This window comes from uncultured Streptococcus sp., assembly GCF_963545685.1.
In the GTDB taxonomy this organism is placed as follows: Bacteria; Bacillota; Bacilli; order Lactobacillales; family Streptococcaceae; genus Streptococcus.
Map to the genome: position 1 here is coordinate 1 of NZ_CAUUKN010000015.1, position 22,998 is coordinate 22,998.

The following is a 22,998-nucleotide window of genomic DNA, read 5'->3' on the forward strand; positions in this document are numbered from 1 at the left end:
AACTTGATCGCATTCGTCATTTTTTGAATGAAAATAAAGCAGGGCTAGCTATTGTCTCAGATCCTGTGACTGTCAATTATCTTACTGGTTTTGATTGTGATCCACATGAACGCCAAATGTTCCTTTTCGTCTACGAAAATCGTGAGCCAGCCCTCTTTGTTCCAGCATTGGAGGTAGCACGTGCCTCTTCTGTTCTCGATTTTCCAGTCTTTGGTTATGTGGACTCTGAAAATCCATGGCAAAAAATCAAGTCTGGTCTAGCAAGTACTGACAGCCCTATTATTTATGCAGAGTTTGACAATCTTAATGTCACTAAGTTCCAAGGATTGCAAACAGTCTTTGAAGGTCGCTTCGAGAACCTGACACCATTCATCCAAAAAATGCGCGTTATCAAGTCAGCAGATGAAATTCAAAAAATGATTGTTGCTGGTGACTACGCTGATAAAGCTGTTAATATCGGTTTCGACAATATCTCTCTTGATGTGACTGAAACAGATATCATTGCTCAAATCGAATTTGGCATGAAGAAAATCGGTATCAATCAAATGTCCTTTGAAACTATGGTTCTCACAGGCAACAATGCAGCAAACCCACACGGTATTCCAGGAACTAACCGCATTGAAAATGATAGCCTGCTCCTCTTTGACTTAGGTGTTGTCAGTCAAGGTTATGTTTCAGATATGACACGTACTGTAGCTGTCGGTCAACCTGACCAATTCAAGAAAGATATCTATAATATCTGTTTGGAAGCTCAACTCACTGCCCTTGATTTTATCAAACCAGGTGTAACAGCTAGTGAAGTTGACGCTGCAGCTCGTAATGTTATTGAAAAGGCTGGTTACGGCGAATACTTCAACCACCGTTTGGGACATGGTCTTGGTATGGATGTCCATGAGTTTCCTTCAATCATGGAAGGAAATGACTTGGTTATCGAAGAAGGTATGTGCTTCTCTGTTGAACCAGGCATCTACATTCCTGAAAAAGTTGGTGTTCGTATCGAGGACTGTGGCTACGTTACTAAAGATGGCTTCGAAGTCTTTACACACACACCAAAAGAACTGCTCTATTTTGATGTTTAATTAATCCAGAATGGTCTTCAATTAAGTTGAGGACCATTTGGTTTGTACTCAAATTTAAAAGCCATTTAAAAAGCTGACTCGTGGTGAGTCAGCTTTTGCTATTTATCCTTCATGCTCTTGTCTAAGATAGTCAAGTCCTTCTTCAATCCATCCTGGCATTGCTTCTGCCAAAGGTTTAAAGCCATAGTTCAAACGACTATCTGAAAAACGATGGCGATGAGGGATTTTATTTTTTTCTTCCTCAAGGGTTCTCAAAGAAAGACTGGCCTTTTGTGTAAATTCATCAAAATCAACAACTTGAACTAAGACCTCCTGGTCTACCTTTAAGGTATTGTAGATGTTGTCGATATAACCTGTCTTAATCTCCGAGATGTGAATCAAGCCTGTGGTACCATTCTCCAATGAAACAAAGGCACCGTAAGGCTTGATGCCCGTGATAACCCCCCTAAGCTTGTCTCCAATTTTCATCTTAGTCTGCTACCTCAATCGTTTCAATAACAACTTCCTCAAGCGGCTTATCTTGCGGCCCAACTTCGACACTCGCAATCTCATCAAGCACCTTGTAAGAGGCTTCATCTACCAAGTGACCAAAAACGGTGTGACGACGATCTAGGTGAGGTGTACCACCATTTTCAGCATAAGCTTCTGCAATTGGTGCTGGCCAGCCACCACGTTCGAGTTCCTTTTTAGCATATGGAATCTCAGGGGTTTGAACGATGAAGAACTGGCTACCATTAGTATCTGGTCCAGCATTGGCCATTGAAAGCGCACCACGGAGGTTGTAGAGTTCTTCAGAAAACTCATCCTGGAAGCTACCACCGAAGCTTGATTCACCACCCATACCAGTACCAGTTGGGTCACCACCTTGAATCATAAAGTCCTTGATAATACGGTGGAAAATCACACCATCATAGTAACCACTTTTTGCCAAATTGACAAAGTTAGTGACAGTTAGTGGCGCATGGTCAGGGAAGAGTTTGATGACCAAATTACCATGATTTGTTTTAATCGTTGCGACTGGCCCTTCTACTGAATCCAAGTCAAGTTGTGGGAAATGAAGTTCTTTTTCTACCAATCCGAGTTCCTCCAAGGCATTAAAAATGCCATCTTCTTCTACTGTTCCTGTTACATAATCAGCTTTGGCTTTGAGTTCTGGTGTGGCATTGCCCATGGCAATCTTAAGACCAACATAGTCAAAGATTTCCATATCATTTGGTCCATCACCAAACATCATAGCATTGACTGGTTTAAGATTTTCATGGTCCAAGACATGACTGACACCTGAAGCCTTTGAGATATCATTTGCTACCACATCAGATGAGTGTTCGTGCCATGGCACCAAGCGAACCTGAGCTGCGAGTTCCTTCGGCAACTCAAGGTCACCATCATTTTCTGCGAAAGTCCACATGTGGTAGACATCATTAGATAAATGGAAATCTGGCTCAACGTCACAAATACCATAGATAGGCACCATAGCATTATCAATCAATTCTGAACGTTCTGAGACTACTGGCTTATCCTTACCAGCGAAGCCCCAAGCAATCCCGGTTTCTTTGCACCAAGCAACAAAAGCTTCAGTAACTTCACGAGCAAGAGGCTGATTATAAATTTCTTCCCCTTTTCGGTTAATGACATAAGTTCCATTGATTGTTACAAAATAATCAGGTTCTAGGTCAAGAATTTCCTCAACTACACCATAGTAGCCACGTCCTGTAGCAATACCTGTCAAGATTCCTTTTTCTTTAAGTCCTTTGAAAACAGCCTTAATAGACTCTGGAATATAACCTGTCTTTTTAACACGAAGGGTGTCATCAATATCAAAGAAAACAATCTTAGTCTTCTTGGCCTTGTATTTTGTTTTTGCATCTACTGGCATTGTAAATCTCCTTTACAGTATCAAAATCTAGCGCTAGGTACTATTCAAGAGGCAGCCCTAACAAAAGACCATGCGGTGTTTCCATTATATCATTTCTTAAAGCTAAAAAGCAAAAAAGCATCTAAGACCAGATCAGTCTTAGATGATAGGTGTTTTAACGGTTAACACTCTTGATAATACGTTTAATGTCACGCTCTTGTTCGCGACGTTTGATTGACTCACGTTTATCGTAATCGTGCTTCCCTTTGGCGATACCAAGTAGAACCTTGGCAAAACCATTTTTTAGGTAAACCTTAAGTGGGACTAAGGTCATTCCTGTTCCTTTAAGGTCATTTTGAAGCTTGGTGATTTGCTTTTTCTTAAGCAATAATTTCCGAGTACGTTCTGGATCTTGATTCCAGATGTTCCCTTGCTCAAAAGGAGCAATATGAACATTGATTAACCAAGCTTCACCATTTTTTATTTGGGCGTAGCCATCCTTTAGCTGGATGCGGGCCGCACGAACAGACTTGATTTCTGTCCCTGTCAGTACGATACCCGCTTCAATAGTATCTACTATACTATAGTCATGCCTCGCCTTTTTATTCTGAGCAACAACATTGCCTTCACCTTTTGGCATAGCAGTCCCTCCATTCTCATCCTATTTTCGTTTTTTAGCAACGTCCTTGTAGAAAGGTTTGTTCCCTTTTTTCTTACGACGGCCACTTTCACGTCCCTTATTATCATTATGAGGACGGTTTTGATTTTTACGCTTGTCTGGTTTCTTAGATGACTTACGCTTTTCATCATAAGAGCCTTTGTAACCACTATTATCCTGACGGTTACGCTTATCTCCACGTTTACCACGACCTTCGAAATTACCATTTTGACGATCACGGCGTGGTCCTCTGTTACGGAAGGACTTAGCCTTCTCTTCACGTTCCTGACGTGCCTTGTGATCTACTTTTTCAGTGATATCGTACTCACTTGGAAGGTATTGGAAATCAATGTCTCCAGTCTCCTTATCTGCACGAATTAACTTAACTCGAATAGGTTGGCCAACACGGAAAGTCTTACCAGATTTTTCACCCTGAAGGGTCATGGTGCGTTCATTGTAATTGTAAAATTCTGGAAGTGTTGTGATATGAACTAAACCTTCGATGGTGTTTGGTAATTCCACAAACATACCGAATTTAACCACACTTCCGACAATACCATCGAATTCTTGACCAACAAACTCTTCCATATATTCTGCTTTTTTCATGGCTTCAACGACACGTTCAGCATCAATAGCACGACGCTCAAGGCTTGAAGATGAAGTAGCTAACTCTGGAATAACCTCTTCAAAATGTTCACGTGTTTCTTGAGACATATTGTTAGTGTACTCACGAATCATTCTGTGAACCAAGAGGTCTGGGTAACGACGGATTGGACTGGTGAAGTGAGTATAATACTGAGCCGCAAGTCCATAGTGGCCATGATTATGTTCTGAATAACGGGCTTGTTGCATTGAACGAAGCAACATCATATTCATGACTTCTGCTCCAGGTTTGCCCTGAACTCGCGCCATGAAATCTTGCAAGTCTAGCTGATCCATCTTATTAGCTGTTCCTTTGATTTGAACACCAAAGATAGAGGCATAATCCATAAAGCGTTGCAATTTCTCCGCTTTAGGCTCTTCGTGAATACGGTAAATAAATGGTAATTTAGCCTTAGCGAAATGCTCTGCCACACATTCATTGGCAGCCAACATAAAGGACTCAATCATTCGCTCAGCCGTCCCACGTTCACGCACCACGATATCTACTGGCATCCCCTTATCATTAACCAAGATACGGGCTTCAGATGTATCAAAGTTAAGGGCACCACGACGTTCACGCATATCTTCTAAAATCTTATGAAGTTCTGCCATAGCTGACACAGAATCCATGATTGGCTTAAACTGTTCAATCTTTTCTGGATTTCCAGCCAACATTTCATTGACATCACTATAGGTCATACGGAAGGTTGTCTTAATTACAGATTGACAAATCTTATGATTGACCACCTTACCTTTTGGAGTAATCTCCATAATAGCTGATTGAGTCAAGCGATCGACATTGGGATTTAGTGAACAAATACCGTTTGAAAGACGCTCAGGCAACATTGGCACCACACGGTCTGTCACATAGACAGAAGTCCCACGCGCTACAGCCTCACGGTTGAGGGCAGAACCCTCTGTGACATAATAAGACACATCTGCAATGTGGACACCGAGCTCAAAGTTACCATTTGGCAAACGTTTAATATGAACCGCATCGTCCAAGTCCTTGGCATCAGCACCATCAATGGTAAAGGTCACCTCTTGACGAAGGTCAACACGACCAATTAGGTCTTCCTGACTAGGTGCATCTGGAACAGCTTCTGCTTCAGCCATAACATCTTCTGGAAACTCCGAAACAATATCCATTGATTCCAAAACTTCCAAGACATCAATACCGGCATCACCTTGATGACCAATAATATCACGTACATTTCCTACGAAATAATCATAATGACGGTTAGGGTATTTTTCAATATCAACCTTAATAATCTCAGTCCCATCAAGGGCAACTGGTTCTTTTTTGATATAGATTGGTTGCTGAATCTTTTGATTCTTAGACTTGATGTAACCAGCATAGGGTTCTTTCTCGTCATTAAGGATAAATTTTCCAACAACCGTTTTAAGAGAGCGTTCGACAATTTCAACAACTCTTGCTTCTGCTGCTGTCCCACGCAAACGATCTGCTGGCTTCTTAATGACTACGGCAACAGTATCACCATCAATGGCATGGCCAACATCATTACGACCGATAAACATGTCATCTTCACTGTCATCGACATGTAAGAAACCAAAACCATTCTTATTGGCACGAAAAACACCCTCTACAGTAACCTGGTTGGGATGCTCTTTCTTTGGTCGCAAGGATACAGAGCCGTCTCGATTAAAACGCAACTGCCTCTTACTTTCCATAGCTGATATGACTTTGATAAGCTGTGGGAACTTTTCACCCCCAGCATGATCAAGAGCTTGGGCAATATCATTAACACTGGATTTCCCATGCTCTTTCAAATAATTTATAATAGATTCTTTCATGATTTCCTTTACTTTTATTGACTATAACGCAAAAAATGAGCCAACCTCAGTCAGCTCATTATTTACTTGAGAGAATGGAAAGGACGATTGCATCTACAATCCATAGAAAAACCATGATTCCTGTAAAGCGTTGCATAAAAGCTTCAAAACCACGTGGTTTACTACGTTCAAATAGTGCTTCTGACCCACCACCATCAAAGACATTGCTACTTGGATTTTTTTGTGGCTGCATGAATACCGCAATCACAATAATAGCTGACATCACCAAGAGCAGCGTTAATAATAAGTCGTACATAGTTATTCCTCCGAAAAAGTCTTTTTTATTCTACCATAGAACCCCTTAAGATTCAACATGTAAGGTTACTTTTCTATCCTTGGGGCAGAATTTGGGAACCTGAATTCTCTCAGGATGATTCTGTTTATTTTTACTTGTGAGATAGTTGAGGCTCCCACATTCACTACACTTTAAATTGATTTTAACTCTCACCTATACTCTTGACTCCTAACGATTTTCTAAAGATGATTAAGGACCGGATTAAATTTCCAAAAATAGTTTTTACTTTCTTAAAAGATGTCCAGCAACAGTCTTGTTCTGTGATACCTGCTAACCCATCATAAGGAACTGGAACTAATTCAATATTTAAGAACCTTGAAATTCTCAAGATTGCTTCTTTTGGCACAAATAAGCCATCTTCTTTCTAAAATTCACTCCTCATTATATCACAATGGATTGCTATAGGGTGCTAGCTAAATCATTTATTGCTTCTTTTACTTTTTCCTTCAAGTCATCAAGACTACCGTTATTATCAATAACCAAAGTGGCATGAGGTTTTTTTTCGGCTAAAGGCATCTGGCTAGAAATACGTATGTTGGCTTCCTCAGCACTTAAATGATTCCTTTTCATCAAGCGCTGACGTTGCACTTGAGGTGACACCGCCACTAACCAAATCTGATCAAACCAATCCTGATAATCATTTTCAATAAGCAAAGGAATATCCATGAAAAAAATGTCTTCTTCCTTGCTCAAGCGGTCTCTCTGGGCAGCTAGTTCTTCTCGAATAATCCTTCCCTGAATCTCAGCAGATTGATTTCGTATCTCTTTACTTGAAAAAATCAGTTGCCCTAACTTGGGACGGTTCAATTCCCCATTAGGAAGAAGAATCCCATCTCCCAACCAATCAAGTAATGCTCGATACAAACGTCCCCCTTGAGCCTGCATGTCGTGAACAAGTTGATCAGCATCAATGACCTTATAACCTGCGTCTTTAATCATTTCAACTACGGTTGATTTTCCTGAAGCAATACCACCTGTTAAACCTATAATCATCGCTTTTGACAACGAGGACACAAATGTGTTCCTCTCCCTCCTAACTTGATTTTCTCAATTATACTTGCACAGCGTGGGCAAGGTTGACCTGTCTTTCCGTAAACCTGTAGATAGTTCTGCATCGTTCCGTCTTCACCAAGGGCATTACGGTAAGTCCTTATGGTGGAACCTCCCTTTTCAATCCCCAACTGTAAAATAGCAATCGTTTGATCGTGAACCCGTTTCATGGCTGCCTTGCTAAGTTCCCTCGCAGGAGTTTCAGGATGAACCTTGGCTGCCCAGAGCACCTCATCAACATAAATATTTCCTAGACCCGCCACTAATTTCTGCTCCAAGAGTAAGGACTTAATAGGTTTAGCAGAAATTCTCAAAGCCCTCTCAAAGGGAGCATATTTGAAAGTCTTTTTGGTAGGCTCAGGGCCAAGTTTTTTCCGTGTAAAATAGGTCTCTTCTTGTTTTCTATCCAATAAATCAAAAGTACCAAACTTGCGTACATCCTGATAAACCAGAGTTGATCCATCATCTAGCTTAAAGAAGAGGTGAAAATGTTTATTAGTAGGAAGGAAATCTGTAAACATGAGGTATTTCCCTTCCATGCGCAAGTGAGAAATCATAATCAACTGACCAAAATCAAAAATGAGATACTTTCCCCTACGTCGCATGGCCTGAATCGTCTGGCCAAGTAACTCATGCAAAAAGCTATCGTATGACGTCTTAATCATTTTCGGGACCTTAACTTCAAGTGACAAAATCGTCCGTCCCAGCAACAGTTTTTCTAAACCTCGTCTAACTGTTTCTACCTCAGGTAACTCAGGCATCTGCCCCTCCTTCTAGCAAGAAAGCCGAGCAGATGCCCAGCTTTTTCTTAGTATTCTTTTTCGTTATATCCAAAATCGGCCAAATCAAGTTTTTTATCTCGCCAATTTTTCTTAACCTTCACCCAAGTTTCAAGGAAGACCTTGTCCCCAAGCATGAGCTCAATATCCTTACGAGCAAGAGTACCGATTTTCTTGAGCATAGCACCTTTTTTACCGATGACAATACCTTTTTGGCTATCACGCTCAACCATGATGGTCGCACGAATGTGAACCTTATCAGTCTCTTCATCACGCTTCATAGAATCAATGACAACAGCAACTGAGTGCGGAATTTCTTCACGCGTCAACTGTAGGACTTTTTCACGAATCATCTCAGATACCAAGAAACGCTCTGGATGGTCTGTGATTTGATCCGATGGGAAATACTGGAAACCGTCCTCAAGATTATCACTCAAAACATCTACAAGGTGGGAAACGTTATTTCCTTGAAGGGCTGAGATTGGGATAATCTCCTTGAAATCCATTTGTTTACGGAAATCGTCAATTTGCTCAAGGAGCTGGTCTGGATGGACTTTATCAATCTTATTAACTACCAATATAACCGGAACCTTGGCTTGCTTAAGGCGTTCGATAATCATATCATCGCCCTTACCACGAGGCTCATCGGCTGGAACCATGAAGAGGACCGTATCTACTTCACGAAGGGTTGAATAAGCAGATTCCACCATGAAATCTCCCAGTGCTGTCTTGGGCTTATGAATTCCCGGGGTGTCGATAAAAACAATCTGTTCTTTATCTGTTGTGTAAATCCCCATAATCTTGTTACGGGTTGTTTGAGCCTTATCACTCATGATAGCAATTTTTTGCCCCATAACATGGTTCAAAAAAGTTGATTTTCCTACATTAGGGCGACCAAGAATGGCCACAAATCCTGATTTAAATGTCATATATCTTCCTTCTATTTTTTAGTTAAAAATCAAATTCCAAATTTTAGGGATGAAAACAATCATACCAGTAATGAGTGCGTAACAAGAGACAACTAACACTGCTCCTGCAGCCATATCCTTAGCATTTTTAGCTAGCATAGAAAAGTGATAATTACTAGCCAAATCAACAACATTTTCAATGGCAGAATTAACGATTTCTAGGGTAATTACTAGAAAAACTGCCTGCAGGAGAAAAAGCCATTCTATCGCAGACACACGAAAAACCAAGCCAGCCAATACCACTAAGATAGCTGATACCAAATGTTTGCGCATGTTGCGTTCTTCTTTAAAAGCCGTTATTATCCCTGTCAGAGCAAACTCAAAACTGGCCGTAAATTCTCTGTTTTTCCACTTTTTTTGTGGGTTATTGTCGCGTAAGTCCATAAGCAGTCAAAATTTCTTCCTGTAATCCAAACATTTCCGCTTCTTCTTCTGGGGTATAGTGATCATACCCGTTGATATGAAGAAATCCGTGAACAGCCAAAAAGCCCATCTCACGCTCGTAGCTATGTCCATATTCCTCAGCTTGTTCGCGAGCCTTATCAATAGAAATAAAGAGTTCGCCGATATAACTATCAAACTCCCCCATCATTTCAGCCAATTCAGGATTTTCAGCCAAATCTTCTTCATCAAAGGTAATATCTAACTCCGGCTTATACTCCAAACTAATAACATCGGTTGGACGATCCGTATCACGATACTCCAAATTCAATTCGTGACTACGTTCGTTAGTTACAAAAGTAACCGCCATTTCCTTGTCTTCCTTGCCAAGTTTTTGCGCTGCAAAATCAAGTAATTCCAAGGTTTGTTTTTTTATTTCTTCTGAGACTTGTCCAGTCTCATCAATCATTTCAACGTACATAGCATGCTTTTACGGAACAGTTGAGTCTATTTAAAAGACAGAGCTGTTCCCTTCCTTTCACTAACAAACTAGCTTTTTATTACGAATACTAAATTGCATTCAATACTTTCACCGAGTGATTTCAGTACAATATCAATCAATTCATTATATCACAAGGACACAGAAAAAGCAGACTTGAGCCTAATCGTCTGCTTTTTGTATAGTATCTATGGGAATCGCTTACTTATAGATATTATCTCTAAGGCGTTGAATATGAATGGTCAAATAGACCTGTTCGTCTAAACTAAGTTCAAAAGCATAACTTGACTTGACATAGGTGACGATCTTTTGGGTACAGATAAAAGATTTTGGGTAGTTAAGCTTGACTTGTTCATAGAGAAAAGCATCATTTTTACCACCACTAACCCCACTCACAATACGTTGCGCTAAGTACCGAAGATGAGTAATAAAACGGTTATAAGAAAAACTATCTTGCTCCAAGTCACAAGCAAAATGAAGACGGACAATCTCACAAATGCCAATCACAATTTGAGTCATCTGTCGGTCTTTTTCATGGAGACCCGCATCCTTTTGTGCATTGACAAAGTGCAAAGCGACAGAGGCTGCCTCATCATCTGCCAATTCAATTTCTAAATCATTGGCAATCAAACGAAGGGCTTGTTTCCCAATTTCATACTCCCGAGGGTAAAATTTTCGAACTTCCCAAGCCAAAGGGTTTTGCAGGGATATTCCTTCTCTACTGCGTTCAATAGCGTAATGAAGATGGTCTGCAAGAGCGATAAAAAAAGAGGGATCAAACTTGGTTTTCAGGACAGCTTCAGCAAAAGTGATGATATTCAAAGAGACCTGCATTTCACCATCAGGCAAATCTACATAAACACGAGTCCATTCGGTCACTGTCTCTGGATTTTCCAAGACAAAGGTCTTTTCAATTTTCTCTTTATCTACCGTCTCTCCGACCTTCTTTTGAAAACCTAGTCCCTTACCCATAACAATGTATTTCACGTCTTTATCCATGGCTTGGACAACATTGTTATTTAAAATTTTTTCAATTTGCATCATGATCCCTCATCATTTTAGCGTTTCCTTTATTTTACCAAATTTTTAATGAGAAACCTAATGACAATAAACAAAAAATGCTGGCTCTACCAACACTTTTTCTAGAGTTCTGTTCGATTTTCTATGGCCCTTAGCAAGGTTACTTCATCAGCGTACTCGATGTCAGAACCAACAGCAAGCCCACGCGCTAGGCGGGTCACCTTGATACCTGCAGGTTTGAGGACACGTGAAATATACATGGAGGTTGCCTCACCATCGGCTGTTGCATTAGTTGCGATAATGACCTCGTCAACCTCGCTATCCATAAGACGGGTAATCAAACTCTTTAAATTAATATCATCTGGTCCGACACCATTCATAGGGGAGATAAGCCCTTGAAGCACATGGTAGAGACCACGGTATTCCTGAATTTTTTCCATAGCAGAAACATCTTTGGAGTCCTCAACAACCAAAATCTTAGTACGGTCTCTAGTTTCATCCGTACAAATATTACATGGGTCATCATCAGTCAAGCGACCACAAACCGAACAATAGGTCAATTCACGTTTTGCTGCTAAGAGATTTTTTGCAAAATCATTGACATCTTCATCAGACATGCTAATGGTATAGAAAGCCAGACGTGTCGCCGTCTTAGCCCCAATTCCTGGAAGTTTTGAAAAACTATCAATCAGTTTAGCAATTGGAGTAGGATAAAGCATGAGGGCCTCCATTTCTTTTATATTTCTCAATTCATATCTTAAAGAACAAATACTCAAACACTATATCACAGAAAAATCTCTCATGCAAGGCACAAGAGATTTTATATTATTAGTGAGTATTTTGATAAAGTTCCATGATAGCTTTAACTGCATTTTGATGGGCCTTACTATTCGAGTCTAAAGCATGTGGATACATAATCCCAACCGCCAACTTAGTACCATCTTTGGCAGTCGCATAGGCAACAGCACTAAGGTTAACTGTCGTTACTGAATTTCCTGAACCATCTGTTGCATAAGTTTCGGCTGTCCCTGTTTTACCACTAATTGGAATAATAGAACTTGCCATGGCTTTACCAGTTGCAAGACTAGAACCTGAATTGACCACGTCATTAAATCCTTGTTGGATAATTCCTAATTGCTCAGAATCTAACGTTAAGTTGTTAAGGACACGTGTGTCTACAGTTGAAGATAGAGTTCCTAGACTACCATTTTCACCAGCATCATAGATGCCTCCGACGATGTGAGGTGCGACACGTTTTCCACCATTTGCGATTGAGGCAACATACTGAGCCAACTGAATAGTTGTATAAGAGTCATATTGTCCAAAGGCCTCTGTCAAGACATTAGCTACATTATAATTCTTGGAAATGTAACCTTCTGATTCTCCTGGTAAATCAAGTCCCGTAGACACCCCCATACCAAATTCAGCATAGGTATCACGAAGCGTCGTCATCGCCTTTTCCATATTGTCAGTCGACAAGGACATCCCTGGGACATACTGTTGCCCAAGAAGTTTAATAGCAATCTGAACCATATAGGTATTTGAGGAATATTCTAAGGCCTGAGTTGCGGTAATGGCACGACTACCTTGATTTGTAAACCAAGAGGTAATTGAGGGCGAACCAGCAATATTAATAGGTTGATCAGTCAATACCTGGTCACCATAGATAACACCTGAGCGCCAACCTGCGGTTAAAGTAGCTCCCTTAACTACAGATCCCGGAACGAAGACATCGGTGATTGTCCCTAAGGCATCAGCTTTAAAATCCTGTGCCCCTTGCTCGTGTTTTTGTCCTGCCATAGCAAGGACAGCACCAGTATCCGCATTCATAACCACTGCGTACATACCTTCAGAATAGGTCGCTTTATTCTCTGAAATCTCTGAAGAAAGTTGTTGGCTAAGGATATCTTCAACTCCCTTTTGGAAATCAAGGTCGATGGTCAACTGTAAGTTGTTACCCTTGCTACCTTTCTGAGTGATTTTATCACTAGCAACCTCCCCTTCCTTGTCCACAGTAATCTCACGAATAGTATGTTTTCCTTGGAGCTTCTCCTCGTACTCTTTTTCTAAATAAGAGGTACCTACACGGTCATTTAGGGCATATCCTTTTTTTAGATATTCCTTAGCATCCTCCTGAGGCAGTCCTGCTTCTGAACTTGAAACCCTACCGATAAGAGGAGACAAGGCCGAATCAACTGTATGACGTTCCCAATCCTTGGCAACTGTAATCCCGTTAAGTTCCTTCTGCTTGGCCGCTACAATCGCAATCTGATCAGGAGTCAAGTCCGCCGTCTTCAGTGTGACTGTTGAGAAATTAGAAACAGCATTCATCTGAGAATAGATGTAGACTATCTTTAGCTCGTCCTCAGAGTAATCAACAGCTTCATCAGGAACCGCGTCAACAGCATTATTGTAGATAGTAGCTTCTGCTAATTTATTACCAAATTTATCTGTTTTCTTGTCATTAGGCAAATCATTAACCACACGCTTATAGTTAGCAGAATCAGCTAAATAAAAGTCACGTTTCTGGCGATCTGTCACCTTAGTCTCTGTCAGTGTCACCATAGTTGCCAATCTTTCCGCAACATTCTTCATGGTATCTGATGACACTAGATTACTACGCGTAAAGGTGATAACGTCCTTGCTCTGGTTGGTAGTAAGAGCAACCCCCTTGGCATCAAAGATTTGCCCACGTTCACTCGCAATCCTAACCGTATACTTAGAGTTATCCTCTAATTTTTTAGTATAAAAAGATTTGTTATAAACCTGCATATAGGTCAAACGCGCAAAAAGTAACAAAAAAAGAAGAAAGACGACACCAAAAAGCAAGTAAACACGACGCGAGATGTTTACTGGTTTTCTAGGTTTATTCCCTCGTTTTTCTTTTCGCTCCTGACGCCGATTTTTCCATTTTTGACTATTTTTTTTCCAAAATGATGTCACTTTTTTTCCTCTATATTCTTATAAAAATTCTCTTATATTTTATCACAAATCATCTTCAGCAAACTTAAAAAAATGTCGAAATCTAAAAAAACTTGCCTCAATTTGAGACATGTTTTTCAGATTTATAATGACAATTTTTTCATCCAGCTAGGAATAGCTTTGCTGATGTGAGTCGGCAAAACCACATAAGCATTTTCAGCGAGTTTATCCGCAATAGCTGAGTGAAGCCAGGTCGCAATTATGACCGCCTTATAAGAGTCAGTTGAGGCAAATTGGGCGAGGAAACCAGTAACCATACCAGCCAAGGTATCTCCCATTCCTCCCGTCGCCTGGTAGGGCCCGCCGACCTCTAAATGGGCTACTTCTGATCCCTGATAAACGGCTGTCTTATGGCTCTTAGCAACTAGAATTGTCCCACTTTGGAACTCCTCTAAGGCTCTTTGAGTATTGGAAATCGACTGCTCTGAAATAGTTAAACCAGACAGTCTTTCCCATTCCTTTTGATGGGGAGTGAGTACAAGGTGACACTCTGGCAAGCTACTCTTATTTTTCTTTGCCAAAAGGTTAAGAGCAGAACCATCAACAACCAAGTTCTGGTTTGACCTAATATTTGCCAACACCAAATCCAAGGCCCGATTAGCCGTCTCCTCCTCACCTAGACCAGAGCCGATTAAAACAACATCTGCTGCTCTAAGATTATCAAGAAATCTTTCAGTCTCCCTTAGGTCAAAGGCCATAGCTTCAGGAAGGTGAGCATGAAGGGCTGTGATATTTTCACGATCTGTAGCAACTGTAACCAAGCCCGCACCACTATTGACACAAGCAATAGCAGCCATAATGATGGCACCACCATAAGGATAAAGTCCACCAACCAGAAGCACTCGACCATAAGAGCCCTTGTGAGACTCTCTTAATCGACTTGTTATCACTTGCCTAACTAAATCGTCATCAACTTTCATAAGCTATCCTTTCGCACTACGAAGAGCAGCTTGATAGGTCTGTTCCATCAGCATGGTAATAGTCATAGGACCTACACCACCTGGGACAGGCGTGATCATGCCAACCTTATCTTTCACTTGATCAAAATCAACGTCGCCACAGAGTTTACCTTCTTCGTCGCGGTTGATTCCCACATCAATGACAACCGCACCCTCTTTGACAAATTCTTCTGTTACAAATTTTGCACGGCCAATAGCCACAATCAAAACGTCGGCCTTGTTACAAACTTTAGCTAAATGTGGCGTACGTGAGTGGGTCAAAGTAACTGTGGCATTTTTCTCCAAAAGAAGCTGTGCCATTGGCTTACCTACAATATTACTGCGTCCAATGATAACTGCTGTCTTACCTTCCAATTCAACATTGTACTCACGAAGGATTTCCATAATTCCCGCAGGTGTACAAGGCACCATTTGAGGACGTCCATTCCAGAGGTTCCCAGTATTCATAGGATGGAAACCATCTACATCCTTTTTAGGATCGATAGCCAAAAGGATACGCATTTCATTAATATGATTTGGCAATGGCAATTGAACCAAAATCCCATGGAAAAGTGGATCCTGATTGTATTGCTCAATGACCTCAATCAACTCTTCCTCGCTGATACTCTCAGAAAGATTGACCGTTTTACTATGGAAGCCTGCTTTTTTAGCAGCACGTTCCTTATTACGCACATAAACTTGACTGGCAGGGTTGTCTCCAACCATGATCACCACTAGTCCTGGCACAATCCATTCCTTTTCTTTTAAACGTGCTACCTTTTCTTGCAATTGATCCTGCATTTTAACAGCTAGGGCCTTACCATCCATTATAATCGCCATGGGTGTTCTCCAATACATACTTTTTTTCAATTATACCATAGGGAGGCCTCTTTGTGACTTAATTTTCAAAATTTTCAAAAAGACATCCAAAATGAGACACAAAAAGCTGGGAATTTGTCACAACTTCGTCTAATTATGCTTTGTCATTAATCTATAAAACCATTTTGCTGACTCCAGCCCTCAATAACTCTTAAGGTCTTTTGTTGGAATTTACCACTTTCATACATGTGATCTGCACCCGTTAGTGAAACAAGTACTGAATCCCGGTAGTTTTTAGCTGTTCTTCTAGCAATATTAGGGTGGGTCATCTTATCCTTAGTTCCAGAAATCACAAGAACAGGGCATGAAATGTTACTAAAGTCCACGTAAGCCGCCCTTGTCTTATCAAACCAATGAAGGGCCATCTGAGTGTAAACTTTACCAGACTCAGGTACTAGTGTCGCAAAGACTTCTTCTTTCAAAGACTCCTCTTGCTCATTCATACAATACTTGAAAAATTCTTTTTTATAGGGTGGCATGGCTTTTTTCCAAAAACCCCAACGTAAAAAGTGTTTGCCGAAACAAGCTAGCATGGTTGGATAAAAGGCAAAAATATCAGCTGTCGGAGCAGGTCCCATGAGAATCATACCAGCAACCTCTGTCTTTTCAGCAACCATTTGTGCCACCAGACAACCTAAAGAGTGTCCCAAAATAAGCGGTGGCTGGTCTAGACCTTCAATCAAGGCCAGTAAATCATCTCTATAATCCTGCAAAGTTACGGTACCAACTTTATTCAAACAGTCTTGATATGGTAAGTCATGGTAACGAAAGCTAGGTGTATGCACCGTATACCCCATCTGACGAAGACCTGTCGCAAAATCTCCCCAAACATTGCCAGCACACCAGGTCCCATGAATTAGGACAATCTCTCTGTTCAAACCCATTTCTTATACATCTCCCTCTTTTGTTAAAAAATGTGAATTTTTTCCTATGCTATATTACCACACTTCCTCCTAGAATACCTTTATACAATCCTTACAATTGTAAAAAAGATCCCTTATTCAACTAAGAGACCATTTTTTATATTTAACGATTCGCTTTATGCATTTCTTCCTTAACTGGACAAGAACACTCACAATCACCACAAGAACCTTTTCCTTTGATATAGTGACGAACGCCTAGTCCTGCCAAGGCAATAATAATGAAGGCAATAATAAAAGTTGACATACCAATTTCTCCTAAACTTTTGCTTCTTGAAGATTGTCCAGACTAATGATTGTCTCCTTAATCTGACGAGGTTTACGAACAACAAAATATATCATGGTTACTAGAAGCAAAGCAGCAACTAGAGTCCAAATAGTCATTTGCTTACCGTAGAGGAGGACCTGACCAAACTGGTAAAGAATTAAACTCACACAATATGCAAGGCCTGTTTGGAAACCAATAGCTCCAACCGTCCATTTAAGATTAGCCATTTCACGCTTAATAGCTCCAATAGCTGCGAAACATGGTGCACAGAGTAAATTAAAAACCAAGAATGAATAGGCTGCTAGTGATGAATAATCTCCTCTCAAAACCTCAGCTAGACCTGCCTCACTGCTGTTATGATAGAGAATTCCGAAGGTGGCAACAACCGTCTCCTTGGCTGCTAGACCCGTAAGAGCCGCAACTGTTGCCTTCCAATTTCCAAAACCAAGTGGCTCAAAGATCCAGGACAACCCTTGACCTAAAGTCGCCAAAATACTAGCTTCTGTATCTACATTATGTAGCGTAAAGTCATAGTTAGACATAAACCAAATAAGAACCGTCAAGCTAAAAATAATTGTTCCCGCACGTTTAACAAAACTCATGGCCTTACCAAAAGCATAACGCAAGACAGATAGGACTTTTGGCCAGTGGTAAGCAGGTAATTCCATGATAAAAGGACTTGTCAAACCACCTAAAAAACTAGTCTTTTTGAGAGCGATACCTGATAAAATGATAGTAGCCATCCCAATAAAATAGGTACTTGGTGCCACAAAAGAATTACTAGGGAAGAAGGCCCCTGCAATCAAAGCAATAATTTCCAACTTGGCCGAACAAGGCATGAAAGTTGCCGTCATAATGGTAATACGACGATCCCTTTCATTTTCAATAGTTCGACTAGACATAATCGCTGGAACCCCACAACCCGTTGAAATCAACATGGGAATAAAGGATTTCCCAGAAAGTCCAAAACGACGGAAAATACGGTCCATAACAAAGGCAATACGACTCATATAACCAATGTCTTCAAGAATACCCAAACAGATAAAGAGTACAAAGATTTGTGGAAGGAATCCTAGCACCGTCCCAATCCCAGCTACAATGCCATCAACAATCAGAGACTTAAGCCAATCCTGAACTTGGAGATAATCAAGACCAGAAGTTACCAAATCAGGAACATACTTACCAAAGAGCACATCGTTAGCCCAGTCTGTCCACATGGTTCCAACGGTCTGGATAGATAAGAAGTAAACCAAATACATGACTACTGCAAAAATTGGCAAAGCCAAAATACGATTGGTGACAATCCTATCAATTTTATCTGACAAGGTTAAAGCGAAATCTTCTGTATGACTCTGAGCCATCTGACAAACACGTTCGATAAAGGCATAACGCTCGTTAATGACAATTGACTCCGCATCTTCTGTGAAAATTTCTTCAGTGATACGAATGATATCTTTGATTTCTTTTCGTTGGAATGGGGACAAGTCTAGCTCAGCCTCAACTAAGGCATCGTGTTCAAAGAGTTTAATGGCATAAAAACGCGCAGACCTTTGTGGCACCGAATTTCCCAAGACTTCTAAAATTTGCGAAATGGCAGCTTCCAACTTATCATCGTATATTGGAAAGGCGATGTCACCAACTGTAGAAGTCGTCGTATGAGCTGCCTTTTTCACTACCTGATCCACACCAGTTTGTTTGAGGGCACTGGTGGCCACTACTGGAACACCTAGATGGTAAGACAATTTATCGACATTAATTTTTTTCCCCTGACTATCCAAAACGTCGCTCATATTGAGGGCAAGAGTGACTGGAATACCTGTCTCAATTAACTGCGTTGTCAGATAAAGGTTACGCTCCAAATTTGTCGCATCAACTACATTTAAAATGCTGTCAGCCCTTTGGTTTAACAAATAATCACGCGCCACCTTTTCTTCAGGGCTGTAGGGTGACATTGAGTAAATTCCTGGCAAATCCTGGATTTCTAAATCCTTATTCTTTTTGACCAGACCACTTTTTCGCTCAACAGTAACCCCTGGCCAGTTCCCAACACGTTGATTATGTCCTGTTATTAGGTTGAATAAACTGGTTTTACCACTATTAGGATTACCTATTAATGCAATTTCTGTCATTTTTCCTCTCCCTCGTCCAACATGATCACACTAATCATTTGCGCTTCTGACTTGCGTAAGGTTAATTCATATCCTCTCAAACTAATTTCTAGGGGGTCTCCCAAAGGTGCTACTTTACGCAACAAAACCCGTGTACGCTTTGTAATTCCCATATCCATAAGACGTCGTTTGGTTTCATTTGCCGAGAAGATATCCGTGACTATGGCAGAACGTCCAACCGGTAGTTCAGAAAGAGGGATTTTTTCCTGGTCTTCCTCTGCAGGTGCCAAATCAATTTTATCTAGAATCGAAGCATCAAAGGCTAAGCGACTCCCTTTAACAATTATAATAGCGCTGTTCTTGGTCTTAGTCACCACCTCAATAGTCTCACCGGCAGCCAGCCCTAGATTAGATAAGTGCAAAAGACTATCCTTAGGGAGGTTAATGCCAAGAATTCGGTAAGGTGTTTTTAAGGCCGCATAATATATGAGCATTTTTCTTGACCTACTTAATTATTTTTGATACGGCACCATTATAGCATATTTATCCAACTTTTCCGCAATATTATCCTAAACAAGAATGATTCTAGAAAAGCAGAACACAAACAGAAAAAGACTGGAAAGCTTCCAGTCTTCACAAACGATATATATACGTAATAGATATCTTACAAAACCTTACTCAAGAAATCTTTAGTACGCTCTTCCTTGGTATTGTCGAAAATTTCTTGTGGCGCGCCTTCTTCTACGATAACACCGCCATCCATAAAAATGACACGGTCAGCTACCTCATAGGCAAAGCCCATTTCGTGGGTAACAATCGCCATTGTCATCCCTGATTTAGCGAGGTCTTGCATAACTGAAAGAACTTCACCAACCATTTCTGGGTCAAGGGCTGATGTAGGTTCGTCAAACAAGAGAACATCTGGATCCATAGCCAAACCACGTGCGATTGCAATACGTTGTTGCTGACCACCTGATAGACTTGTTGGATAAGCATCTGCCTTATCTTTCAACCCAACCTTTTCTAAAAGCTCCATAGCCTTAGCTTCAGCATCAGCTTTAGAAACACCCTTAGTTTTAATCGGTGACAAAGTGATGTTTTCTTTAACCGTCATGTTAGGGAAGAGGTTAAACTGTTGGAAAACCATTCCCATCTTTTCACGCATTTTAAAAATGTCGTTATTCTTATCAGTAATATCTACACCTTCAAAAGAAATAACACCTTTTGTAGGTTTTTCAAGCAAGTTCATTGAACGTAGAAAGGTTGATTTTCCTGACCCTGAAGGACCAATGATAACTACTACTTCACCTTTTTTAATATCTAAATCAATCCCTTTGAGAACTTCGTTTTTACCAAAATACTTGTGGAGATTTTTAATCTCAATAATTGTTTCTGCCATTATTTACGTCCCTCCCCAAGTCGTTTTTCCATTTGTTTCAAAAGTGCAGTCATAGCCGTTGTTACAATCAAATAATAGAAGGCTGCGAACAAGAGTGGTGTCAAAGTCAAGTAGGTTGTCGTTGCAACAGTTTGTGCACCATTCCACAATTCCATAACCCCGATAGTTTGCAAGAGTGAACTATCCTTGATAATAGTGACAAACTCGTTACCCAAGGCAGGCAAGATATTTTTAATAGCTTGAGGCAAGACCACATAACGCATGGTATTCCAAGGACGGATACCAAGCGAGTAAGCTGCTTCAATCTGACCTTTAGGAATAGACTCAATACCTGCACGCACACTCTCAGAAATATAAGCACCACTGTTCAAAGAAAGGACGATAATACCTGGAACGATACGTGACAAATCAAGATTCAAAATCCCAAACTGAACAGTTGGAAGGTTCATATGGATGAGGTTAAAAGCAATCATAATCTGCACGACCATAGGTGTTCCACGGAAAACCCAAACATAAAAGCTTACTAACCACTCCAATGGTTTGATTCCAGAACGTTTGGCCAAGGATACCAAAACACCAAGGATGGTTCCAAAGAAGACCACGCAAACTGAAATCATAATTGTTACTAAGACACCATAGTTAAAGTAAGACCAAAACTGCGGTAGAAATGAAAAATTCATCAAGATACTCCTTACTAATACTCTTCAATATTATATCAGAAGACTGTATAATAATAAAGTATTTTTCTTATAAATGCGATATTTCGGTATAAAAAATAAAAGATTGACCTAGCATCAAAAACACTATAAACACTTTTGAAGTGACTCCAATTTTTTGTAATTAAAACAAGCATAAACCGAAACATTCACCCTGAAAAAATGCCTGAAACTATTGAGTCTCAGGCATTTTGAATTTTTGGAGCCTTATCTAAGGCTCCAAATGATTTATTAGTAAAGCAAATCGTAGATTTCCATTGCAATCAAGTCGATGCTATCAAATGAGTATGACTCACGAGCTTCAACGTCACGCAATGTGAACACTGGACCATTTTCAGGATCGTTACTAAATGATACTTCAGCAACAACCACTCCTTCGCGTTCAAAATTACGTTTCAAATTACCACCATCAGCCGCCATCATTTCCAGACGGTTAATGATTCTCACCAAATGTGATTCCATGTTATTTCTCCTATTAATTGTGTATTTCTTACTTATTTTATCACACTTACGGAAAAAATGGGGGAATTTTAAATATTTTTCAAGGAATTGTACATAATGGCCTTGATAGAATGCATACGATTCTCAGCTTCTTGGAAGATGATATCACTGTATTTTTGGAATATTTGATCTGTGATTTCTAACTCTGCCAAACTATATTTTTCATACATTTCTTGTCCAATTTGGGTATTAAGGTCATGGAAGGCTGGAAGGCAATGCATAACGATAACATCTGGATTTTCGACCTTAGCAAGTAGCTCTGCATTTATCTGATAAGGTAAAAGCAAATCAATACGAGATTTAAAGTCCACTTCTTCTCCCATAGAAACCCAGACATCTGTATAGAGCATATCCACTCCCTTAACCTCTGAGATATCATCTGTAATGGTTAAGTCAGCACCATTATTATGTTTATAAGCTAGGGCTACAATATCATCCTCAGGCTGTAGTATTTCTGGCGCAATAATCTTAACATTAACGCCCAAGATAGCCGATGTCACCAAAAGAGAATTGGCCATATTGTTACGACCATCTCCAATATAGGCGATGGTTAAGCCCTCTAGACTACCAAAGCGCTCCTTCAAGGTCATGAAATCCGCAATCATCTGAGTTGGATGCCAAGTATCTGTCAAACCATTCCAAACCGGAACACCAGAATACTTAGCCAAATCTTCAACATCCTCTTGTTTAAAACCACGGTACTCGATTCCATCAAACATAGATCCAAGGACCTTGGCCGTATCAACAACCGATTCCTTCTTACCCAACTGAATGTCTCCGGCACCAAGATAGGTTACATTCATTCCTAGATCCTGACCGGCCACAGTGAAGGCTGAACGGGTTCTTGTTGATGTTTTTTCAAAAATCAAGGCAATATTTAAGCCATCTAAATATTTATGCGGAATTCTATCTTTCTTTAACTGTTTAAATTTTATGGATAAATCAATCAAGTCCTCTAGTTCTTGCTTAGTAAAGTCGATTTCTTTCAAAAAGGATTTAGTTTGTGTCATAGGTATCTCTCTTTCATTCTGAATAATATAAAAACATTATATTATATTTATACATACTTAACAAGTGGTTTTGTATTAAAATTCAACTTTAGCACTCTTGTTCCCCAAGTGCCAAAAACAGATGCTTTTTGCTTGCAATATAACTACTGCATGCTATAATGGAGTCATAGATTTGACCTTTTTTGACCAAGATGTTT

Annotated in this window: 25 protein-coding genes; 1 reads left to right on the forward strand and 24 read right to left on the reverse strand. The window is 40.2% G+C overall.

Annotated elements, in window-relative coordinates; all coding sequences use genetic code 11:
• Window positions 1-1,079: Xaa-Pro peptidase family protein (locus tag RWZ99_RS04410; protein WP_314676685.1), on the forward strand; the 1,079-nt coding region annotated here is incomplete at its 5' end.
• 102 nt (window positions 1,080-1,181) lie between these two features.
• Here the strand turns inward: RWZ99_RS04410 and RWZ99_RS04415 are convergent.
• The 24 genes from RWZ99_RS04415 to argF form a co-directional block, all read right to left on the reverse strand.
• Window positions 1,182-1,547, reverse strand: coding sequence for a S1 RNA-binding domain-containing protein (locus RWZ99_RS04415; protein WP_126429244.1), 366 nt, complete (start codon window positions 1,545-1,547; stop codon window positions 1,182-1,184).
• A gap of 1 nt (window position 1,548) precedes the next feature.
• On the reverse strand, window positions 1,549-2,955 hold the full coding sequence (locus RWZ99_RS04420; RefSeq protein ID WP_314676687.1) for a Cof-type HAD-IIB family hydrolase: 1,407 nt from the start codon (window positions 2,953-2,955) through the stop codon (window positions 1,549-1,551).
• A gap of 154 nt (window positions 2,956-3,109) precedes the next feature.
• Window positions 3,110-3,574: an SsrA-binding protein SmpB gene (gene smpB / locus RWZ99_RS04425; protein ID WP_002950240.1), complete on the reverse strand. Its 465-nt coding sequence runs from the start codon at window positions 3,572-3,574 to the stop codon at window positions 3,110-3,112.
• Window positions 3,575-3,595: 21 nt separating this feature from the next.
• Window positions 3,596-6,049 carry a ribonuclease R gene (gene rnr / locus RWZ99_RS04430; protein ID WP_314676691.1) on the reverse strand — a complete coding sequence of 818 codons (2,454 nt, stop codon included), beginning with the start codon at window positions 6,047-6,049 and terminating at the stop codon, window positions 3,596-3,598.
• 58 nt (window positions 6,050-6,107) lie between these two features.
• Entirely contained in the window at window positions 6,108-6,344 is a 237-nt protein-coding gene (gene secG / locus RWZ99_RS04435; protein ID WP_002886135.1) for a preprotein translocase subunit SecG, read from the reverse strand.
• 45 nt (window positions 6,345-6,389) lie between these two features.
• Window positions 6,390-6,536: a 50S ribosomal protein L33 gene (rpmG, locus tag RWZ99_RS04440; protein ID WP_314676694.1), complete on the reverse strand. Its 147-nt coding sequence runs from the start codon at window positions 6,534-6,536 to the stop codon at window positions 6,390-6,392.
• Window positions 6,537-6,782: 246 nt separating this feature from the next.
• Complete coding sequence (gene coaE, locus RWZ99_RS04445) at window positions 6,783-7,376, reverse strand: dephospho-CoA kinase (protein WP_314676696.1); 594 nt, start codon at window positions 7,374-7,376, stop codon at window positions 6,783-6,785.
• The gene (gene mutM / locus RWZ99_RS04450; protein WP_314676697.1) at window positions 7,373-8,194 is read right to left on the reverse strand and encodes a DNA-formamidopyrimidine glycosylase; all 822 of its coding nucleotides are present in this window, start codon (window positions 8,192-8,194) and stop codon (window positions 7,373-7,375) included. The genes coaE and mutM overlap by 4 nt, the downstream gene beginning before the upstream one ends.
• 47 nt (window positions 8,195-8,241) lie before the next feature.
• The gene (era, locus tag RWZ99_RS04455; protein WP_314676698.1) at window positions 8,242-9,141 is read right to left on the reverse strand and encodes a GTPase Era; all 900 of its coding nucleotides are present in this window, start codon (window positions 9,139-9,141) and stop codon (window positions 8,242-8,244) included.
• A gap of 18 nt (window positions 9,142-9,159) precedes the next feature.
• Window positions 9,160-9,564 carry a diacylglycerol kinase family protein gene (locus RWZ99_RS04460; RefSeq protein WP_314676699.1) on the reverse strand — a complete coding sequence of 135 codons (405 nt, stop codon included), beginning with the start codon at window positions 9,562-9,564 and terminating at the stop codon, window positions 9,160-9,162.
• The gene (gene ybeY / locus RWZ99_RS04465; protein WP_048787858.1) at window positions 9,545-10,042 is read right to left on the reverse strand and encodes an rRNA maturation RNase YbeY; all 498 of its coding nucleotides are present in this window, start codon (window positions 10,040-10,042) and stop codon (window positions 9,545-9,547) included. Before ybeY ends, RWZ99_RS04460 begins: the two co-directional genes overlap by 20 nt.
• 219 nt (window positions 10,043-10,261) lie before the next feature.
• Complete coding sequence (gene licT / locus RWZ99_RS04470) at window positions 10,262-11,101, reverse strand: BglG family transcription antiterminator LicT (protein WP_314676729.1); 840 nt, start codon at window positions 11,099-11,101, stop codon at window positions 10,262-10,264.
• A 101-nt stretch (window positions 11,102-11,202) separates the two neighbouring features.
• Window positions 11,203-11,799, reverse strand: coding sequence for a recombination mediator RecR (gene recR, locus RWZ99_RS04475; RefSeq protein WP_002889030.1), 597 nt, complete (start codon window positions 11,797-11,799; stop codon window positions 11,203-11,205).
• Between the two features lie 109 nt (window positions 11,800-11,908).
• Window positions 11,909-14,023, reverse strand: coding sequence for a penicillin-binding protein PBP2B (pbp2b, locus tag RWZ99_RS04480; protein ID WP_314676701.1), 2,115 nt, complete (start codon window positions 14,021-14,023; stop codon window positions 11,909-11,911).
• A gap of 122 nt (window positions 14,024-14,145) precedes the next feature.
• The gene (locus RWZ99_RS04485) at window positions 14,146-14,982 is read right to left on the reverse strand and encodes an NAD(P)H-hydrate dehydratase (protein ID WP_314676702.1); all 837 of its coding nucleotides are present in this window, start codon (window positions 14,980-14,982) and stop codon (window positions 14,146-14,148) included.
• Between the two features lie 3 nt (window positions 14,983-14,985).
• Complete coding sequence (locus RWZ99_RS04490) at window positions 14,986-15,840, reverse strand: bifunctional methylenetetrahydrofolate dehydrogenase/methenyltetrahydrofolate cyclohydrolase (RefSeq protein ID WP_314676703.1); 855 nt, start codon at window positions 15,838-15,840, stop codon at window positions 14,986-14,988.
• A 146-nt stretch (window positions 15,841-15,986) separates the two neighbouring features.
• Window positions 15,987-16,763 (reverse strand): alpha/beta hydrolase, encoded by a 777-nt coding sequence (locus RWZ99_RS04495; RefSeq protein WP_314676704.1) that lies wholly within the window; start codon window positions 16,761-16,763, stop codon window positions 15,987-15,989.
• 142 nt (window positions 16,764-16,905) lie between these two features.
• Window positions 16,906-17,046: a FeoB-associated Cys-rich membrane protein gene (locus RWZ99_RS04500; protein ID WP_314676705.1), complete on the reverse strand. Its 141-nt coding sequence runs from the start codon at window positions 17,044-17,046 to the stop codon at window positions 16,906-16,908.
• An 11-nt stretch (window positions 17,047-17,057) separates the two neighbouring features.
• Complete coding sequence (gene feoB / locus RWZ99_RS04505) at window positions 17,058-19,196, reverse strand: ferrous iron transport protein B (protein ID WP_314676707.1); 2,139 nt, start codon at window positions 19,194-19,196, stop codon at window positions 17,058-17,060.
• Window positions 19,193-19,669, reverse strand: a complete 477-nt coding sequence (locus RWZ99_RS04510) for a ferrous iron transport protein A (RefSeq protein WP_314676709.1) — start codon at window positions 19,667-19,669, stop codon at window positions 19,193-19,195. Before RWZ99_RS04510 ends, feoB begins: the two co-directional genes overlap by 4 nt.
• A gap of 170 nt (window positions 19,670-19,839) precedes the next feature.
• Window positions 19,840-20,574, reverse strand: coding sequence for an amino acid ABC transporter ATP-binding protein (locus tag RWZ99_RS04515; protein ID WP_314676710.1), 735 nt, complete (start codon window positions 20,572-20,574; stop codon window positions 19,840-19,842).
• A complete protein-coding gene (locus RWZ99_RS04520; protein ID WP_314676712.1) occupies window positions 20,574-21,254 on the reverse strand; it encodes an amino acid ABC transporter permease in 681 nt (226 codons plus the stop codon). The genes RWZ99_RS04515 and RWZ99_RS04520 overlap by 1 nt, the downstream gene beginning before the upstream one ends.
• Window positions 21,255-21,521: 267 nt before the next feature.
• On the reverse strand, window positions 21,522-21,752 hold the full coding sequence (locus RWZ99_RS04525; protein WP_002885970.1) for a DUF1797 family protein: 231 nt from the start codon (window positions 21,750-21,752) through the stop codon (window positions 21,522-21,524).
• Window positions 21,753-21,820: 68 nt separating this feature from the next.
• A complete protein-coding gene (gene argF / locus RWZ99_RS04530) occupies window positions 21,821-22,801 on the reverse strand; it encodes an ornithine carbamoyltransferase (RefSeq protein ID WP_314676713.1) in 981 nt (326 codons plus the stop codon).
• Window positions 22,802-22,998: the final 197 nt, after the last annotated feature.

Coding starts and splice junctions, on each gene's coding strand:
- RWZ99_RS04415 (WP_126429244.1), bottom strand. CDS start 1,547: ATGAAAATTGGAGACAAGCTTAGGGGGGTTATCACGGGCATCAAGCCT.
- RWZ99_RS04420 (WP_314676687.1), bottom strand. CDS start 2,955: ATGCCAGTAGATGCAAAAACAAAATACAAGGCCAAGAAGACTAAGATT.
- smpB (WP_002950240.1), bottom strand. CDS start 3,574: ATGCCAAAAGGTGAAGGCAATGTTGTTGCTCAGAATAAAAAGGCGAGG.
- rnr (WP_314676691.1), bottom strand. CDS start 6,049: ATGAAAGAATCTATTATAAATTATTTGAAAGAGCATGGGAAATCCAGT.
- secG (WP_002886135.1), bottom strand. CDS start 6,344: ATGTACGACTTATTATTAACGCTGCTCTTGGTGATGTCAGCTATTATT.
- coaE (WP_314676696.1), bottom strand. CDS start 7,376: ATGATTATAGGTTTAACAGGTGGTATTGCTTCAGGAAAATCAACCGTA.
- mutM (WP_314676697.1), bottom strand. CDS start 8,194: ATGCCTGAGTTACCTGAGGTAGAAACAGTTAGACGAGGTTTAGAAAAA.
- era (WP_314676698.1), bottom strand. CDS start 9,141: ATGACATTTAAATCAGGATTTGTGGCCATTCTTGGTCGCCCTAATGTA.
- RWZ99_RS04460 (WP_314676699.1), bottom strand. CDS start 9,564: ATGGACTTACGCGACAATAACCCACAAAAAAAGTGGAAAAACAGAGAA.
- ybeY (WP_048787858.1), bottom strand. CDS start 10,042: ATGTACGTTGAAATGATTGATGAGACTGGACAAGTCTCAGAAGAAATA.
- licT (WP_314676729.1), bottom strand. CDS start 11,101: ATGCAAATTGAAAAAATTTTAAATAACAATGTTGTCCAAGCCATGGAT.
- recR (WP_002889030.1), bottom strand. CDS start 11,799: ATGCTTTATCCTACTCCAATTGCTAAACTGATTGATAGTTTTTCAAAA.
- RWZ99_RS04485 (WP_314676702.1), bottom strand. CDS start 14,982: ATGAAAGTTGATGACGATTTAGTTAGGCAAGTGATAACAAGTCGATTA.
- RWZ99_RS04490 (WP_314676703.1), bottom strand. CDS start 15,840: ATGGCGATTATAATGGATGGTAAGGCCCTAGCTGTTAAAATGCAGGAT.
- RWZ99_RS04495 (WP_314676704.1), bottom strand. CDS start 16,763: ATGGGTTTGAACAGAGAGATTGTCCTAATTCATGGGACCTGGTGTGCT.
- RWZ99_RS04500 (WP_314676705.1), bottom strand. CDS start 17,046: ATGTCAACTTTTATTATTGCCTTCATTATTATTGCCTTGGCAGGACTA.
- feoB (WP_314676707.1), bottom strand. CDS start 19,196: ATGACAGAAATTGCATTAATAGGTAATCCTAATAGTGGTAAAACCAGT.
- RWZ99_RS04510 (WP_314676709.1), bottom strand. CDS start 19,669: ATGCTCATATATTATGCGGCCTTAAAAACACCTTACCGAATTCTTGGC.
- RWZ99_RS04515 (WP_314676710.1), bottom strand. CDS start 20,574: ATGGCAGAAACAATTATTGAGATTAAAAATCTCCACAAGTATTTTGGT.
- RWZ99_RS04520 (WP_314676712.1), bottom strand. CDS start 21,254: ATGAATTTTTCATTTCTACCGCAGTTTTGGTCTTACTTTAACTATGGT.
- RWZ99_RS04525 (WP_002885970.1), bottom strand. CDS start 21,752: ATGGAATCACATTTGGTGAGAATCATTAACCGTCTGGAAATGATGGCG.
- argF (WP_314676713.1), bottom strand. CDS start 22,801: ATGACACAAACTAAATCCTTTTTGAAAGAAATCGACTTTACTAAGCAA.